We start from the raw sequence: 15227 nt of genomic DNA on the forward strand, positions 1-15227 counted from the left end.
GACGCGGCAGTGGTTACGCGGCAGTGGCCTCCGGCAGGGTCACGGTGCCGTCGTGCAGCTCCACGACCCGGTCGGCCTGCTCCATCAGGGCCGGGTCGTGGGTGGCCACCAGGGCGGTGACGCCCTGCGAGTGGACCACCGCGCGCAGCAGCTCCATCACGGCCAGGCCGGTCTCGGAGTCGAGCTGGCCGGTCGGCTCGTCCGCGATGATCAGCACCGGGTCGTTGGCCAGCGCCCGGGCGATCGCCACCCGCTGCTGCTGGCCGCCGGACAGTTCGGTCGGCCGCTGCCCGGCGTGCTCGGCCAGCCCGACCAGGGCCAGCAGGGTGCGCGCCCGCTCCTCGCGCTCGGCGGCGGGGAGCCGGCGCAGCCGCATCGGGACGCCGACGTTCTCGGCGGCGGTGAGCGTCGGCAGCAGGCCGAAGGACTGGAAGACGAAGCCGATCCGGTCCCGGCGCAGCGCCAGCCGCCCCGCCTCGTCGAGGCCGGACAGGTCGGTGCCGTCGAGCGAGATCCGGCCGCTGGTCGGGGTGTCGAGGCCGCCGACCAGGTTGAGCAGGGTGGTCTTGCCGGAGCCGGAGCGGCCCTTGAGGGCGGTGAGTTCGCCGCGGGCCGCGGTGAAGGAGACGCCGCGCAGCGCGTGCACGGTGCGGGCCCCGGTACCGAAGCTGCGCCACAGCTCCTCGACCACGACCATGGGCTCCTGCGGTTCGGTCATCTCGGTCTCCCCCGTTGGCTGTTGGGTGTGAAGGTGCACGATTCTGCTCACTCTGACAACGGTTCGCGCAAGCCCCTTCCGCTGCTTGATCCCATCTGACAGAGTCGTCCGCCATCCGGTACACGCTGAACCGGAACGGGGGTACGGGGAACAAATGTTGGGCTTTGTGCTGCGCCGACTTCGCGGGCGGCTGCCGCTGGCTGCCGCCGTGCTGTTCACGGTGCTCATCACCACCACGGTGCTGACCACCCTGGTGGCCTTCAACCGCACCGCCGCCGAGGCCGGCCTGCGCCGGAACCTGGACGGCGGCAGCCGGGCCGTCCTGCAGCTGGGCGCCGACCACGCGGCGGACACCCGGGCGGCGGACGACGCGAAGGCCGCCGCGCTCGGCACCCAGCTGTTCGACGGGCTGCCGGTCACCACGCAGTCGCTCGCCCTCAGCCGCGCGTACGGGCTGCCCGCCCTGTCGAGCGCCGCCGGCCGCGAGGTGGACCTGACGGTGCTGGCCGCGCTGGACCGCAGCCGGCTGAAGCTGACCGCCGGTCAGTGGCCGGCCGCCGGCGGCACGGTGCAGACGGTCGTGCCGAGGAGCGCCCTGCTCCGGCTGGGCCTGACCGAGAACGCGCTGCCCGCCAAGGTCACGCTGGCCGACCGGTACGGCGGCAGCCCGCTCACCGTCGAGGTCACCGGCGTCTACCAGGTCGCCGACCGGGACGCCCCCTACTGGCGGCTCGACCCGCTCGGCGGCCGCGAGATCCAGGTCAAGGGCTTCACCACATACGGTCCGCTGATGGTGGACGACGGCGTGTTCACCTCCGGCGTGCTGACCCAGGGCAGCCGGAACCTTCAGCTGACCGCCGACTTCTCCACCGCCGCCCCGGAGCGGATCGACCGGATCCGCTCCCGCGCCGACAAGCTGAACGACCTCGTCAAGCAGCACTCCCCGGGCCTCCAGGCGCGCACCGAACTGCCCGCCCTGCTCGGCGAGTTGCACTCGGCGACGCTGGTCGCCCGTTCCAGCCTGCTGATCGGGGCGCTCCAGCTGGCGGTGCTGGCCGGGGCCGCGCTGCTGCTGGTGGTGCACCTGGTGGCGGACCGGCAGTCCCGGGAGAACGCCCTGCTCACCTCGCGCGGCGCGACCCGGCGGCGGCTGGCCGCCTGGACGGCGGTCGAGGCACTGCTGCTGGCGCTGCCCGCCGCCGTGCTCGCCCCGCTGCTGACCGGGCCGCTGCTGCGGCTGCTGACCTCCTACGGCCCGCTGACGGGGATGCCGCTGGAGCACACCGACTCCGCCGTGCGCTGGCCGGTGGCCGCGCTGTGCGCGCTGGCCTGTGTCGTGCTGGTCGCGCTGCCGCCCGTGCTGCGGCGCGACGCCGACCGGGTGGTGTCGCGCCGACAGGCGGTGGTCAGCACCGTGGCCCGCTCCGGCGCCGACCTGACGCTGCTGGCGCTGGCCGTGATCACCTACCAGCAGCTGGCCGCCCGCACCGGCGGCCTCTCGGTGGACGCCGCCGGGCAGCTGGGCATCGACCCGGTGCTGGTCGCGGCGCCCACCCTGGCGCTGTGCGCGGGAACGCTGCTGGTGCTGCGGGTGCTGCCGTTCGCGGCCCGGCTCGGGGCCCGGCTGGCCGCCCGGGGCCGAGGCCTCGGCGCGGCGCTCGGCGGCTGGCAGCTGGCCCGCCGCCCCGGCCGGGCGAACGGCCCGGTGCTGCTGCTGGTGCTGGCCGTCGCGACCGGTGTGCTGGCGCTCGGTCAGCACGCCGCCTGGCGCGACTCGCAGCGCGACCAGGCCGACTTCGCCTCGGCGGGCGGCCTGCGGATCCAGGGCTCGGCGCTGCCCGCGTTCGGCCAGGGCGGCCGGTATTCGGCGCTGCCCGGCGGCGACCGGCTGCTGCCGGTCGCCGAGTTCGACCAGTGGCTGCCGGGCGACAAGCGGGGCCGGGTGCTGCTCACCGACACCGCCCGCGCCGCCACCGAACTGCACGTCCGGCCCGACCTGTTCGGCGGCCGGCCCGCCACCGAGCTGTTCGCGCCGCTGGCCGAACCGCAGCCGGCCGGCCTCAAGCTGCCCGGAAAGCCGGCCCGGATCGACCTGACCATGGCCGTCCACGTCGCCGACCGCCCCACGGGGATCTACCCACCCGGTTGGGCACAGCCGGAGGTGACGGCACCCGATCTCTGGCTCCACCTGCGGGACGCCTTCGGCGCGCAGTACCGCGTCCTGGTGCCGCAGCTCCCGGCCCAGGGCGAAAAGTCCTTCTCGGTCGACCTGGACGCGCTGACCGCCGCCCCGCTCGGCTCAGCCGCCGCGCCGCTCAGCCTGACCGGCTTCGAGCTGACGTACGGCACCAACAGCAAGGACTCCGCCAGCGAGGTGACGATCCGCCGGCTGGCCGTCTCCGACACCGCGACCGGACCGGCCACGCCCGTTCCTACGCCCCCCGGCACCTGGAGCGGCACCGGCACCCCGGTGACGGTGACCGGCGACGGCGCCGAGGACCGGCTGGTGACCGTCGCGTACACCCCGGTCCGGGGCGAGGGCGTGAACGAAAGCAAGCGCGCCCTGGTGCTCGCCCCCGGCGCCACCCCGTCCGGCCCGGAGGTCAAGGCCCTGGCCACCCGCACGTACCTGACGGACTCCGGCGCCAAGGTCGGCGACCTGATCAAGGTCCAGCTCGGCAGCACCAGCATGCCGGTGCGGATCACCGGCCAGGTCGAGGCGCTGCCCGTGTACGGCGACACCGGCCTGCTGCTCGACCTGGCCGGCACCCACCGCTGGCTGACCGACCACGGCGCCGAGGTCCCGCCCGTCTCCGAGTGGTGGCTGCCCGCCACCGGCCCCGGCGACCGTACCCCCGCCGAGGCCGCCGCCGCCCTGCGCGCCGGACCGACCGCCCAGCAGCTGACCCTCCGCGAGGAGGACGCCGCCGCCCGCTCCGGCGACCCGCTGAGCGCCGCCCCGCAGAGCGCGCTGGCAGCGCTGGCGCTGGCCGCCGCCGTCCTCGCCACCATCGGCTTCGTCGCCGCCGCGGCCGCCTCGGCGAGCGAACGGGCCGGCGAGTCGGCGGTGCTGATGGCCCTCGGCACGCCGCCGCGGCTGCTGCGCCGGACCGCCGCCGCCGAACAGGTCGTCCTGGTCGGCATCGGCACCGGCGTCGGGCTGCTGCTCGGAGCCGCGCTGGCCCACCTGGTGGTGCCGCTGGTGGTCCTCACCCCCGCGGCCCGCCCCCCAATGCCCGAAGTCCTGGTCGGGCTGCCGCTCGGCCAGGTGCTCGCCCTGGCGGCCGGGACCGCCGCCCTGCCGCTGCTGTCCGCCTTCCTGGTCGGCAGCCGTCGCGACATGGCCGCCCGGCTCCGGTTCGTGGAGGACAAATGAGCACCCCGGCCCCCTGGATCCGTACCCGGCTGCGCGCCGCGCCCCTGGGCGCCCTGCTCACCGCCGCCCTGGCGTTCACCGTGGTCTTCCTGTCCGCGGCCCTGCCCCGGGCGCAGGACCGCGGGGCGGACGGCGCGCTGCAGAGCTACCTGCGCACGGTCGGCCCGACCGCCACCAGCGTGCAGGTCACCGCCGCCGTCCCGAACAGCGGCGACACCCCGCAGCTGCTGGACTCCACCGCGGAGCAGATCGCCGCCGCCATCGGCCCGGTGCTCCCGCTCGACCCGAGCGGCCCGGTGTACGGACGCCGGGGCGCCCAGCCGCGCAGGCTGCCCGACCCCGCGCTGATCCGCCCCGAGGGCGTCCCGCCGGAGTTCGCCCTGCAGTACCAGCACGGGGCGCGCGAGCACCTGAAGCTGACCGCGGGCCAGTGGCCGGACAGCCCGCCGGACGGCGGGCCGATCCCGGTCGCGCTGTCGGCGTCCGCCGCCGAGACCGTCGGGGTCAAGCTCGGCATGGTGCTCGACGGCACCAAGTCGATCACGGACCGCATCTCCGTGCCGCCGAACGCGTCACAGATCCGGGTGGTCGGCTTCTACACCGTCGACAACCCGTCTGACCCGTTCTGGGACCGGTTCGGCTGCGCGGTCGCGGCCTGCACGAACTACACCCCCGGCGGCCCCGGCCAGCCCCCGGAGAAGTACTGGTACGCCGTCGCGCTGACCGGTTCGGAGAACATGTCCCGGATCGGCGAGTGGGGCCACGGCAGCGAGGACTACTGGCGGCTGCCCGTGCGGGTGGACGCGCTGCGGGCCGACCGGCTCCAGCAGACCTCCTTCGACCTCGCCTCCGTCACCCAGGGCCCGGTCTCCATCAAGCTGACCAACGGCCTCGGACGGATCAACCTCCGCGTCACCAGCCCGCTGCGCACCATGATCGACAACGCCTGGGGGCGGCAGCGCGCCATCGACTCGCTCACCGAGGTCGGCCCCGCCGGCGCGGCCGGGGTCGCCGCCGTGGTGCTCTGCCTCGCGGCGGCGCTGACCGCCGAACGGCGCACCGCGGAACTGCGGCTGCTGCGGGCCCGCGGCGCCTCGATCCGCGGCACGTGCCGGCGGCTGCTCGGCGAAGGCTCGCTGACCGTGCTGCCCGCCGCCGCACTCGGCGCGCTGCTCGCCTTCACCCTGCTGCCCACCCCGCGCTGGCTGCCCGCCGCCGTCGCGGCCGGCTCGGTGACCCTGCTCGCCCTGCTGGCCTTCCCGGTCCGGGCGGCGCTGCTGCTCCGCGACAAGGCCGGCAGCGGCTTCTCCGGACGCCGCCGCCTGATGGCCGAACTCGCCGTGCTGGCCACCACCGCGGCCGCCGTCACCCAGGTCGTCCGGCGCGGGGTGGCCCCGGCCGGCGAAGGGGTGGACCTGCTGCTGGTGGCCGCGCCGCTGCTGCTCGCGCTGACCGGCGCGCTGCTGCTGGCCCGGATCCAGCCCGCCATGATCGGACTGCTGGCCCGCTGGGCCGGGCGGCGGCCCGGCGCGATCGCCTTCCTCGGCCTGGCCCGCGCCGCCCGCGGCAACGGCCGATCGCGCCCCTCGGCACTGCCGCTGCTCGCCCTGGTGCTGGCGGTGACCTGCGGCGCGATCGGCGCCACCGTGCTGACCTCGATGGCCACCAAGCGCGCCGAGGTCGCCCGGTACAGCATCGGCGGTGACGTCTCGGTCGGTGCCGGGACGCTCGCCGGACTGTCGGACGCCTTCCTCTCCGCCGCCGACCGGCTGCCCGGCGTGGACGTCTCGCTGCCGGTCTGGACCGACGACGACGTGACGCTGACCTTCGGCAACGGCGGTTTGGTCCGGGTCAACGTGGTGGTGGCCGACCCCGTCCGGTACGCGAAACTCGCCGACGTCGCCGGGCGGGGCCGGTTCGACCCGGCGATCTTCACCGACCAACCGGACAATTCGATGCCCGCCCTGGTCAGCAGCGACCTGCCGAACGGCACCTTCAACCTCCGGCTGGCGGGCGGCGAGGCGGTCACGATCCACACCGTCGCCGTCGCCGACGGCACCCCCGCCTTCAACGGCGCCGAGAACACCACCGTGGTGCTGCCGCTCGACCGGGCCAAGGACCTGCTGCCCCGGTTCGGTGCCCCGAGGAAGTGGCTGGCGATCGGAAACATCGACGACGCGGCGGTGCGCGCCCTGGCCGCCCAGTATCTCGGGCCGCCGGCCGCCGGCGACCAGCCGGGCCACACGGTGCGGACCCGCACCGCCGAGATCGCGGAGCTCGGCGGCGACCCGCTGCAGGCCTCCGCCGAGCGGATGTTCTGGGTCTCGGTCGCCGCCACCGCCCTGTTCGCGGTGCTCTCCGTCCTGCTCACGCTGTTCCGCGCCGGACCCGAACGGGCCGCGACCCTGGCCCGGCTGCGCACCATGGGCCTGCGGCCCCGGCAGGGGCTGGCGCTGATCCTCACCGAGGCACTGCCGCAGTCCCTGGTCGCCGCCCTCGGCGGGGCACTCACGGCGGTGTGCGGCGTCCTGCTGCTCGGCCCCGCCGTCGACCTCGCCCCACTCGTCGGCGCCGACACCCCCACCGGGCTGCGGCTCACCGCCGCACCGATCCTTCAACAGGCCGTCGGGCTGGCCCTGCTGGCCGCCCTCGCGGTGCTGGCCGAGGCCGCCGTCACCGCCCGCCGCCAGATCACCACCGAGCTACGAGCGGGAGACACCCAATGAGCACTCCGCCCCCGAGCCTGGACGAGCTCCGCACCAAGGCCCTGGCCGCCTCCGCACCCCGGACCGTCCGAACCGACGTCGCGATCAACTGCGAACGACTGGTCCGGATCTTCAGCACCGACGGCATCGAGGTCCAAGCCCTCCAAGGCCTCGACCTCACCGTCGACCAGGGCGACCTCGTAGCCCTCGTCGGCGCCTCCGGCAGCGGCAAATCCACCCTGCTGAACGTGCTCGCCGGACTGGACACCCCCACCGCGGGCAACGCCACCGTCGCCGGCCGCGACCTCCTCACCATGACCCCCAAGGACCGGCTGAGCTACCGCCGCGAGGTGGTCGGCTTCATCTGGCAGCAGACCGCACGCAACCTGCTGCCCTTCCTCACCGCCGCCCAGAACGTCGCCCTGCCGATGGAGCTCCGCTCCGGCCACCGCGCCGCCAAACGCCGGCGCGGCCGCGTCACCGAACTCCTGGAGGCCCTGGACATCGCCGAACTGGGCCACCGCCGCCCCGCCGAACTCTCCGGCGGCCAGCAGCAGCGCGTCGCCATCGCCGTCGCACTCGCCAACGACCCCGCCGTGCTGCTCGCCGACGAACCCACCGGCGAACTCGACTCCGAGACCGCCGTCGGCATCTTCGAAGCGTTCCGCACCGTCAACCGCGAACTCGGCACCACCGTCGTCGTCGTCACCCACGACCCGATGGTCGCCGGCGAAGTCCGCCGCACGGTCGCCATCCGCGACGGCCGCACCAGCAGCGAAGTCCTCCGCCGCACCGTCACCGACGAGCACGGCCAGGAGACCGTCAGCGAACGCGAATACGTCATGCTCGACCGCACCGGCCGCGTCCAGCTGCCCGCCAAGTTCCTCGCCGCCCTCGGCATGGAACACCGGGTCGCCGCCGACCTCGCCGCGGACCACATCGCCCTGTACCCGGACGACACCGACCAGGCCTAGCCCGTACGCGGCGCCGCCAGCAGGCGGCGCAGCGCGGTCGGGGTGTGGCCGAGGTGGTGGCGGGCGGTGCGGGTGAGGTGTGCCTGGTCGGCGTAGCCGAGGTCGGCGGCGAGGGTGCCGAGGCTGGTCTCGCCGGCCTCCAGGCGGTCGAGCGCGCGGGCCAGGCGGACCCGGTGGCGGTAGTGGGTGACGGTGACGCCGAGCTCGCGCGGGAACGCCCGGCTCAGCCGGTACGGGGACGCGCCGAGCAGCTCGGCCAGTCCGAGCAGCGTGCCGGACGCCGGGTGGTCGGCGGCGATCGCCTCCCGGGCGGCCGCGACCAGCGCCCGGTCCTTCGCGGCGGCCGGCCGGCTGTCCGTGCAGGGCGCCGGCCCGGTCGCCGTCCGGGTGACGGCGTTCGCCAGCAGGGCGAGCAGCTGTTCGGTGACGGCGAAGTCGACGTCACCCGAGCGGGCGGCGAGCAGCACCCGGCGGTGCGCGAGGTCGAGCGGCGGGTCTACGTAGAACGCGCCCGCGCGGGTCTCCCCCGCCGTTGCGTGCCAGAGCGTGGGGGTGACGCTGATCGCCGTGCAGTCGTCGCCGCCCGCCGGGTGCGCGAACGACTCCTCCTCGCCGGGGACGCCCAGGTAGCCGAGGCTCGGGTCGAGGTCGGCGCCCGTCCCGTCGGTCCGGCGCCGGAACCGGCCGCGCCGGACCAGCACCACCCGGTGCCCGCCGTGCACCTCGGGCGGCGACCACCTGGTGTGGTCGCTGCGGCAGGCGACGGCGCTGATGTCGAAGTCGGGCCCGGCCGCGACGGGTTGGAGGGAGAGCACTGCCGCACCGTACCCGCCGGTACTGACAACGACCGTCGCCCGCAAGGATCTTCAAGACTCGGACGGACGGGGTGGGCGAGGCTCGTCACCGGAGCCGCAGTGGCTTCGTCCCTTCCCCGAGGAGTCTCCCGATGTCCGCCCTTACCAAGCTCGCCACCATCTCGATCGACTGCGCCGACCCGATGGCGCTCGCCGCCTTCTACCGCCACGCCACCGGCTGGGAACTCACCGACAACGGCCCGGAGTTCGCCGCCCTCTCGGCCGGCCCCGACGGTCCCGGACTGGCCTTCGTCCACGTCCCGGGCTACCACGCCCCGGAATGGCCCGAGGGCGCCAAGTACCTGCACCTCGACTTCACCGTCACCGGCCTCGACCGCGCCGTCACCGAACTGCTCGAACTCGGCGCCGCCCGCCCCGAGTTCCAGCCCGGCGACGGCGAATGGGTGGTCCTCACCGACCCCGAGGGCCACCCGTTCTGCCTGGTCCCCGCCGCGAGCTGACCACCAACTCCGCTGCGAGGAGCACCCGTTCATGGCAACGATCCACCGCGAGACCCTGCTCGACACCGCCCCGGACACGGGCTGGGCCGCCCTCCGCGACTAGTGCCGCGTCAGGCAACCGTCGGCCCGCCCTCCGCGTGACGTGGGGGGCGGGCCGTCGGGCATCAGCGCTCCGGGTCCCACTCCACCAGCTGGTCGAAGACCCGGCGTTCGCCGCCGAGCTTCACACTCTCCAGCGGGAGGCGGCCGTAGAGCATGAGCGCCATGTCGCTCGCCGGGCCCTCGGCGGTGGCGGTGCCCGTGGCGTCCGCCGGGACGGGCACGAGCACGGCGCCGTCGGCGGAGACCTGGTTGCGCCAGGAGCGGCCCTCGGTGGCGTGGTAGTCGGCGGTGGCGGGCTCGTGCGGCCAGGCCTCCGTCGTGGTGCACACGGTGGAGAGGAACTCCTCCACCGTGTCGACCGCGACCTCGGCGGGCAGCGGCTCGGCCGCGCCGATGGTGAACTGCGCGTCCCAGGTGTGCACGGTGATCTCGTGCAGCTGGCGCCGGGCCACGGCACGGCTGGTCAGCGGGGTCTGCGACTTGCCCCACCAACCCCAGCAGACCCGGCCGGGGCCGGCCTCGCGCAGCGCGTCCAGCAGCAGCTCGGTGGACTCGGCGAGCCAGCCGACCAGTGCCTCGCGCTCCTCGGGCGCCGTCGCCTCGCCGAGCGGCGCCAGCTTCGCGGTGGCCGCCGGCCCGGCCGCGATCGTCGCGGCCCAGGCGCGGCGGCCCTCACCGATGTGCTGGACGAGGTCGCGCAGCGTCCACCCCGGGCAGGAGGGCACCGGCGCGTCGAGGGACGGCGCGGCGGCGATCGCGGCGCGGAAGGCCGCCGAGCGGTCGTCGATCAGGCGCAGCACATCGGCGAAGGCGGGACCGGCGAAGTCAGGATTGTTTTCCACGCGCGGTTGTCTATCACCCGTGCCGGCCCGCCGAACAGTGGTTTTCCCGGCGGCGCGGCCGTCACCAGCGCATCCGGACGTCCTCCGCCCACCCCAACAGGCCGTCCACCGCGACTCGTTGGCCGTCGTCGGTGCGGATGCTGCCGTTGTAGTGGCCGAAGCACTGGTCGGTGCGGTTGGCGAGCAGACCGGCCTCGGTGCGGACCCGCCGGTCATGGAAGGGCGTGAAGGTCAGCTCCACCTGGTCGCTGCCGGGGGTGCTGATCCGCCAGGGCGCGAGCAGGTCCGCCGGGTCGTACTGCCAGTCGAGTTCGGTGCCGATCTTGCTGAGCCGGCCGTCCACGCACAGCGCGTTCTCGGTGGAGCCCGTCCCCGCCGTCCACTGCCCGCCGAACTGGAGGCCGACCACATGCCCGTCCGTACGGCCGGACGCGGCGCCCCAGTTCCAGCCGAGCGAACGCGGCCAGCGGCCCCGCCCGTGGTCGAGCACACCCCAGGCGTCCTCGTCGAACGCGTATGTGCGACCGCCCAGCCGGACGGTGCCGGTGGCGGGACGGGCAGTGTGCTTGGACGTGTACTGGAAGCGCTTTCCGTCCCACGGAACGACCACGGACATCGTCTCGTGACCGTCGGGCAGCGCGACCAGCAGGTCCACTTCGAGCGTCCGCAGGTCGGCGGTGAGCACCCGGGCCGACAATCGGGTGCCGCTCGCCTCGTGACGGATCGCCACTCGGACCTGGCGCCGGCTGGGCCGCTCCGGCCCGACCGTCAGGTCCGCACCGTACGGACCCCCGGCCCCGGCGATCCCCTCGGGCATGGCAGTCCGCCGCAGCGGCAACCCGGGGGCGAGCGCGGTGCGTTCGTGGTCCTCCAGCACACCGTGCTCGTCCCAGGCCAGGAAGTGCACGGCATCGAGCGTCAGGAAGTCGAGGTCGCTGACGGTCAGCGCGACCAGATGCGTCGACGTGGTGACGCACCAGTACTCGAACCGCTTCGTACGCCCCCACCCACGCAAGTTGCCCCGGTGCAGCGGGGTCCGGGACCACCCGACCGCAGCGGGATTGAGCTCCCCGCCGGGCAGGCACAGATCGACGGGTTCCTTGATCTCACGCTCATGGGTCACCATCCGCGCACCCTACTGCCACGGTGAGAGCACGACCAGGGACGGACCCACCCAACTGGGGCAACCGCGCCCCGGGTTGCTCGGTGTCAGGCACTGAGCAGCCCGAGGGCGGACGTGCTGATGGCAGGGCCGCTCACGGGCGCCGCCGTCGCGGGGTTCAGGGGGCGGTTCGGGTCCTCGCACATGATGCGGCCCCCGAGCACCCCGTCCAGCAGGCCGGACTTGACGGCGTCGCACAGGTCGGCCCAGTGGTCCGGGTCGAGCACGAGCACGCGGTTCCGGTGGTCGTCGGCCACGGTCAGGACCACGCCATCCGTCGATTCGGCGATGAGCACGCCGGCTGGGACCAGGATGCCGTCCGGATCGGGCCGGATCGCCCGCCATACCAGGTCGCGGTGGGCGGGCGAGAAGTGCGGGACGCCCGCTCCTGCCGTGTCGCCCCGTGCCCCTCAGCACGGACGGGCACCACGCGGACAGCCGACCGTTCCACAGCCGCCCACCCGGGAGCGAGCCGGGTGAGCGGCCCCATCGCTGCGCACCCGGGAGTGGTCGGCGACGGGCACCCGGGCGACTCATCGGGTGGGCTGGTCGCCCGCCTCAGCTCCGTGGCGCGGGCGCTGGGGCGGGCTGTACAGGGGGCCGGGTCACAGGAGGCTCCGGCTCCGGCTTCACCGGCGGACGGCGGCGAGCCGCCCCGCGCGGGACGAACCCGAGGTCCGCCAGCGACCTGTCCGGCCACATGTGCCGGAACACCCGCCGGTAGACGTAGTAGGGACAGCGGATCTCACCGGCCTCCAACCGCCCGACGTAGCGCGCGTCGCACGACACCTGCTCGCCGATCTCCCGACCGGCCCTGCGAATCTTCGTGGCGAACTCCCTCGGCGAGAGGTCGCCTCGCAGCTCCCGCATCGCCAGGTTGGGGACAAGCGCGAGCCTGTAGGTATGCATGATGGTCACCGCCTGTCTCCGTCCTGTCGTCGGTGTGTAACCAGCATCGACAGGAACAGGTACGGTGAACAGGGTGGGACCCGTGACAGTGATGCACTGTCAGGAGCAGAGGAAGAGAAGCGAGTTGGCCAGACGGGCATTCGAGCGCAGCACCAGCACGCCCCAGCCCAACATGACCCAAGCCGGCTTCGGATGGCTCCTGGAGCACTTCCGCGCCAAGGCCGGCCTGAGCATCGCGGAGTTGTCGCGGAAGGTGAACTGTGACGCGTCACTCGTATCCCGCTTCGAGAAGGGCGAGCGCGTACCGAGCATCGACATGGTTGAGCGACTCAGCCAGCTGCTCGGCACCGACGGCCTGTTGATCGACGCGTACCACCGGGTGAGCTGGTACCAGGAGGGAGAGATCCATCCCAAGTGGTTCCGGGTGTACGCCGGACGCGAGCGCCTGGCGGTGGAAGTGCTGAAGTACTCGATTGCGCTGGTCCCAGGTCCGGGCCAGCACCGCGACTACGCGGAGGCCCTGTTCCGGCGCGGGGAAGTCGATCCCGACCCCACCGTCATAGCGGAGAAGGTGGCGGCGCGACTGACCCGTCAAGAGCGGTTCCTCGCCGATGACGGGCCACGCCTGGTGATGATCCTGGACGAGGCCGCGATCCGCAGGACAGTCGGCGGGCCACAGGTGATGCACCGGCAGCTCGCACATCTGCGGGACCTGATGCGCCGCCCGAACATTGTCGTTCAGATTGCTCCGCTCGAACTCGGAGAACGCACTCCGGCCGCTTCGTCGTTCACGCTCCTCACCATGTCGGACGGCGAGCGACACCTCTACTCGGAGAGCCTGAACAGCGGGCACTTCACCACCGATCCCAGGGAAAATCAACCGCTTCTCACGGGCCTATGATCGGCTTCGCGGCAGTGCACTCTCCGTTGCCGACTCGGCCGCCCTGATCCGTAGCGTCATGGAAGGACTGGTCAATCCCATGCAGCGAACTGGCGCTCCATCGCTTCGTCGCCTCGCCTACTTCAAGAGCGCGTCATACAGCGACAGCAACGGCGGGGACTGCGTCCAACCCGCCATCAACCTGGCAGAGTCGCACGGCGTGGTTCTCGTCCGGGACAGCAAGGACCCGAACGGGCCCGTTCTCACTGTCTCCCCCACTGCCTGGGCTGCTTTCGCTGAAGCGGCGGGAAGCGGGAAGTTCGGAATCGCCTGACACCAACTTGTCGAACCCACACCGCAGTTGAGCCCCCGACAAGCTCGCCGGGGGCTTCGCTTTTCCGATGCGGCGATTGCGAGCAACTCCCGGGGCGCGCCCGGCCGTTGGCATCGGGGGCCTGGCTCCGGCAACCCGACTGCGCGGTCGATCAGCACGCCGGAAGATCCCAGAAACAGCAAAGGGCCCCGCCCTGGTCTCCCGGCCGACACCTGGTCGTCCTTCATCGACGCCGTCAGGACCGGCCACTTCGGCAACGTGTGACCGCCCGCGCGCCACGAAGCCCCGCAGCTCAGGATTCCGGGCGGCGGGGTTTGGGGTTTCCAGAGGCGTCGAGAAGCTCCGCCCAATCGCAAGGCCGCGACGCAGGGCAGTGACCTGCACCCGATCACGGCCTTGCGGACGGAGCGTACGCCTGTCGCGCTTCGCGCCTACTTCGTGGCACCCTCCGCGACGGCCGGCTCCGCAGGTACGGCCCTCAGCGTCGCCGCCTTGCGCATGCCCGGGATGGCGAGGGTGACCAGCGCGGCCAGCACGGCCGCCCCGGCGCCGATCAGGAACGCGGTCCGGAAGCCACCCTCCGACGGCAGCGTGCGCCCGTGGAAGTTGGTCGTCATGTGCGCCAGCACCACACCGATGACGGCGGACGACGTGGACGTACCGATCGACCGCATCAGTGCGTTGAGCCCGTTCGCGGCGGCGGTCTCCGAGGCCGGCACGGCCCCCATGATCAGCGCGGGCATGGCCGCGTATGCGAACGCGATGCCGCCGCTGATCAGGCAGGAGAACACCAGGACGCCCCAGGCGTGGCCCATCAGTCCGAGCGCGGCGAGGTAACCCGCGGTGATGATCACGGCGCCGACCAGCAGCGAGACCTTGGGCCCCTTGGCCCGCGAGAGCTTCGCGGAGATCGGCGACAGCAGCATCATCACCAGGCCGGCGGGCGCCATCCACAGGCCGGCGGCGACCATCGACTGGCCGAGGCCGTAGCCGGTGCTGGTGGGCAGCTGAAGCAGCTGCGGGGAGACCAGGCTCATCGCGTACATCGCGAAGCCGATCACCACGGAGGCGAGGTTGGTCATCAGCACCTGGCGGCGGGCGCTGGTGCGCAGGTCGACCAGCGGCTGTTCGGTGCGCAGTTCCCACCAGCCCCAGACGGGGAGCACGACGGCCGCGACGGCGAACATGCCGAGGGTGGTGCCGGACGCCCAGCCCCAGTCGCTGCCCTTGGAGACGGCGAGCAGCAGGGCGACCAGGCCGATGGCGAGGCCGATCGTGCCGACCACGTCGAAGCGTCCACCGGAGCGCACCGGGGATTCGGGGACGAGCGCGACGACGGCGCCGGCGATCAGCACGCCGAGCGCGGCGGAGATCCAGAACAGGGCGTGCCAGCTGGCGTGCTGGGCGATGACGGCGGACAGCGGCAGGCCGAACGCGCCGCCGATGCCGAGCGAGGAGCTCATCAGCGCCATGGACGAGCCGAGCTTCTGCGGCGGCAGTTCGTCGCGCATGATGCTGATGCCGAGCGGGATGACGCCCGCGCCGATGCCCTGCAGGGCGCGGCCGATCACCATCGGCGCGAGCGCGTTGCTGAAGCCGCAGATCAGCGAGCCGATGACGAGCAGGGTGAGGCTGATCAGCAGCACCTTGCGCTTGCCGTACATGTCGCCGAGTCGGCCGAGCACCGGGGTGGCGACGGCACCGGCCAGCAGGGTGGCGGTGATCGCCCAGGACGCGTTGGCGGCGGAGGTGTGGAGCAGGTCCGGCAGTTGGGGGATCAGCGGGACGACCAGGGTCTGCATCAGCGAGACCACGATGCCCGCGCCGGCGAGCACTCCGACGACGGGGCCGGTGCGTGCCTGACTCATGGGGTTCTTCTCATCTCTTCGGTTACTCCGACTGCTTCATAT

The 15227-nt window shown here is 73.4% G+C and carries 12 protein-coding genes and 1 pseudogene; 6 read left to right on the plus strand and 7 right to left on the minus strand.

All coding sequences use genetic code 11. The features are described 5' to 3' along the window. Positions 1-13: 13 nt before the first annotated feature. Positions 14-718, minus strand: a complete 705-nt coding sequence (locus ACFYS8_RS33115; RefSeq protein WP_387648363.1) for an ABC transporter ATP-binding protein — start codon at positions 716-718, stop codon at positions 14-16. 154 nt (positions 719-872) lie between these two features. On the opposite strand from ACFYS8_RS33115, the gene ACFYS8_RS33120 reads away from it, so the two are divergent. From ACFYS8_RS33120 to ACFYS8_RS33130, 3 genes are read left to right on the plus strand one after another with little or no spacing between them, the layout of a single operon-like run. Further along, positions 873-4094, plus strand: coding sequence for an FtsX-like permease family protein (locus ACFYS8_RS33120; RefSeq protein ID WP_387648365.1), 3222 nt, complete (start codon positions 873-875; stop codon positions 4092-4094). Next, positions 4091-6820 (plus strand): hypothetical protein, encoded by a 2730-nt coding sequence (locus ACFYS8_RS33125; RefSeq protein WP_387648368.1) that lies wholly within the window; start codon positions 4091-4093, stop codon positions 6818-6820. The genes ACFYS8_RS33120 and ACFYS8_RS33125 overlap by 4 nt, the downstream gene beginning before the upstream one ends. After that, positions 6817-7773 carry an ABC transporter ATP-binding protein gene (locus ACFYS8_RS33130; protein WP_387648371.1) on the plus strand — a complete coding sequence of 319 codons (957 nt, stop codon included), beginning with the start codon at positions 6817-6819 and terminating at the stop codon, positions 7771-7773. The genes ACFYS8_RS33125 and ACFYS8_RS33130 overlap by 4 nt, the downstream gene beginning before the upstream one ends. Here ACFYS8_RS33130 and ACFYS8_RS33135 read toward each other — a convergent pair. Continuing rightward, positions 7770-8588: a helix-turn-helix domain-containing protein gene (locus ACFYS8_RS33135; protein ID WP_387648374.1), complete on the minus strand. Its 819-nt coding sequence runs from the start codon at positions 8586-8588 to the stop codon at positions 7770-7772. The genes ACFYS8_RS33130 and ACFYS8_RS33135 overlap by 4 nt on opposite strands. Positions 8589-8719: 131 nt before the next feature. Here ACFYS8_RS33135 and ACFYS8_RS33140 point away from each other — a divergent pair, with 131 nt between their 5' ends. Beyond that, positions 8720-9088: a VOC family protein gene (locus ACFYS8_RS33140; protein WP_387648377.1), complete on the plus strand. Its 369-nt coding sequence runs from the start codon at positions 8720-8722 to the stop codon at positions 9086-9088. A gap of 164 nt (positions 9089-9252) precedes the next feature. Here ACFYS8_RS33140 and ACFYS8_RS33145 read toward each other — a convergent pair whose 3' ends face one another. The 4 genes and pseudogenes from ACFYS8_RS33145 to ACFYS8_RS33160 all read right to left on the minus strand — a co-directional run. Continuing rightward, entirely contained in the window at positions 9253-10032 is a 780-nt protein-coding gene (locus tag ACFYS8_RS33145) for a maleylpyruvate isomerase family mycothiol-dependent enzyme (RefSeq protein ID WP_387648380.1), read from the minus strand. 61 nt (positions 10033-10093) lie between these two features. Then, on the minus strand, positions 10094-11158 hold the full coding sequence (locus tag ACFYS8_RS33150) for a DUF2804 domain-containing protein (RefSeq protein ID WP_387648383.1): 1065 nt from the start codon (positions 11156-11158) through the stop codon (positions 10094-10096). Between the two features lie 83 nt (positions 11159-11241). Beyond that, a complete protein-coding gene (locus tag ACFYS8_RS33155) occupies positions 11242-11490 on the minus strand; it encodes a hypothetical protein (RefSeq protein ID WP_387648385.1) in 249 nt (82 codons plus the stop codon). Positions 11491-11832: 342 nt separating this feature from the next. After that, positions 11833-12103: pseudogene (locus tag ACFYS8_RS33160) on the minus strand (tetratricopeptide repeat protein); the annotation flags it as partial. A 91-nt stretch (positions 12104-12194) separates the two neighbouring features. Here ACFYS8_RS33160 and ACFYS8_RS33165 point away from each other — a divergent pair. Continuing rightward, positions 12195-13004, plus strand: a complete 810-nt coding sequence (locus ACFYS8_RS33165) for a Scr1 family TA system antitoxin-like transcriptional regulator (RefSeq protein WP_387648662.1) — start codon at positions 12195-12197, stop codon at positions 13002-13004. A 79-nt stretch (positions 13005-13083) separates the two neighbouring features. Next, the gene (locus tag ACFYS8_RS33170; protein ID WP_387648665.1) at positions 13084-13317 is read left to right on the plus strand and encodes a DUF397 domain-containing protein; all 234 of its coding nucleotides are present in this window, start codon (positions 13084-13086) and stop codon (positions 13315-13317) included. A gap of 431 nt (positions 13318-13748) precedes the next feature. Here ACFYS8_RS33170 and ACFYS8_RS33175 read toward each other — a convergent pair whose 3' ends face one another. Beyond that, complete coding sequence (locus ACFYS8_RS33175; RefSeq protein WP_387648388.1) at positions 13749-15185, minus strand: MFS transporter; 1437 nt, start codon at positions 15183-15185, stop codon at positions 13749-13751. Positions 15186-15227: the final 42 nt, after the last annotated feature.

The sequence above is a fragment of the Kitasatospora sp. NPDC004615 genome (genome assembly GCF_042873545.1).
GTDB lineage: Bacteria > Actinomycetota > Actinomycetes > Streptomycetales > Streptomycetaceae > Kitasatospora.

What these genes read in the sequence shown, in the direction of transcription:
- ACFYS8_RS33115 (WP_387648363.1), bottom strand. Translation starts at nt 718, where the DNA reads ATGACCGAACCGCAGGAGCCCATGGTCGTGGTCGAGGAGCTGTGGCGC.
- ACFYS8_RS33120 (WP_387648365.1), top strand. Translation starts at nt 873, where the DNA reads ATGTTGGGCTTTGTGCTGCGCCGACTTCGCGGGCGGCTGCCGCTGGCT.
- ACFYS8_RS33125 (WP_387648368.1), top strand. Translation starts at nt 4,091, where the DNA reads ATGAGCACCCCGGCCCCCTGGATCCGTACCCGGCTGCGCGCCGCGCCC.
- ACFYS8_RS33130 (WP_387648371.1), top strand. Translation starts at nt 6,817, where the DNA reads ATGAGCACTCCGCCCCCGAGCCTGGACGAGCTCCGCACCAAGGCCCTG.
- ACFYS8_RS33140 (WP_387648377.1), top strand. Translation starts at nt 8,720, where the DNA reads ATGTCCGCCCTTACCAAGCTCGCCACCATCTCGATCGACTGCGCCGAC.
- ACFYS8_RS33150 (WP_387648383.1), bottom strand. Translation starts at nt 11,158, where the DNA reads ATGGTGACCCATGAGCGTGAGATCAAGGAACCCGTCGATCTGTGCCTG.
- ACFYS8_RS33165 (WP_387648662.1), top strand. Translation starts at nt 12,195, where the DNA reads ATGCACTGTCAGGAGCAGAGGAAGAGAAGCGAGTTGGCCAGACGGGCA.
- ACFYS8_RS33170 (WP_387648665.1), top strand. Translation starts at nt 13,084, where the DNA reads ATGCAGCGAACTGGCGCTCCATCGCTTCGTCGCCTCGCCTACTTCAAG.
- ACFYS8_RS33175 (WP_387648388.1), bottom strand. Translation starts at nt 15,185, where the DNA reads ATGAGTCAGGCACGCACCGGCCCCGTCGTCGGAGTGCTCGCCGGCGCG.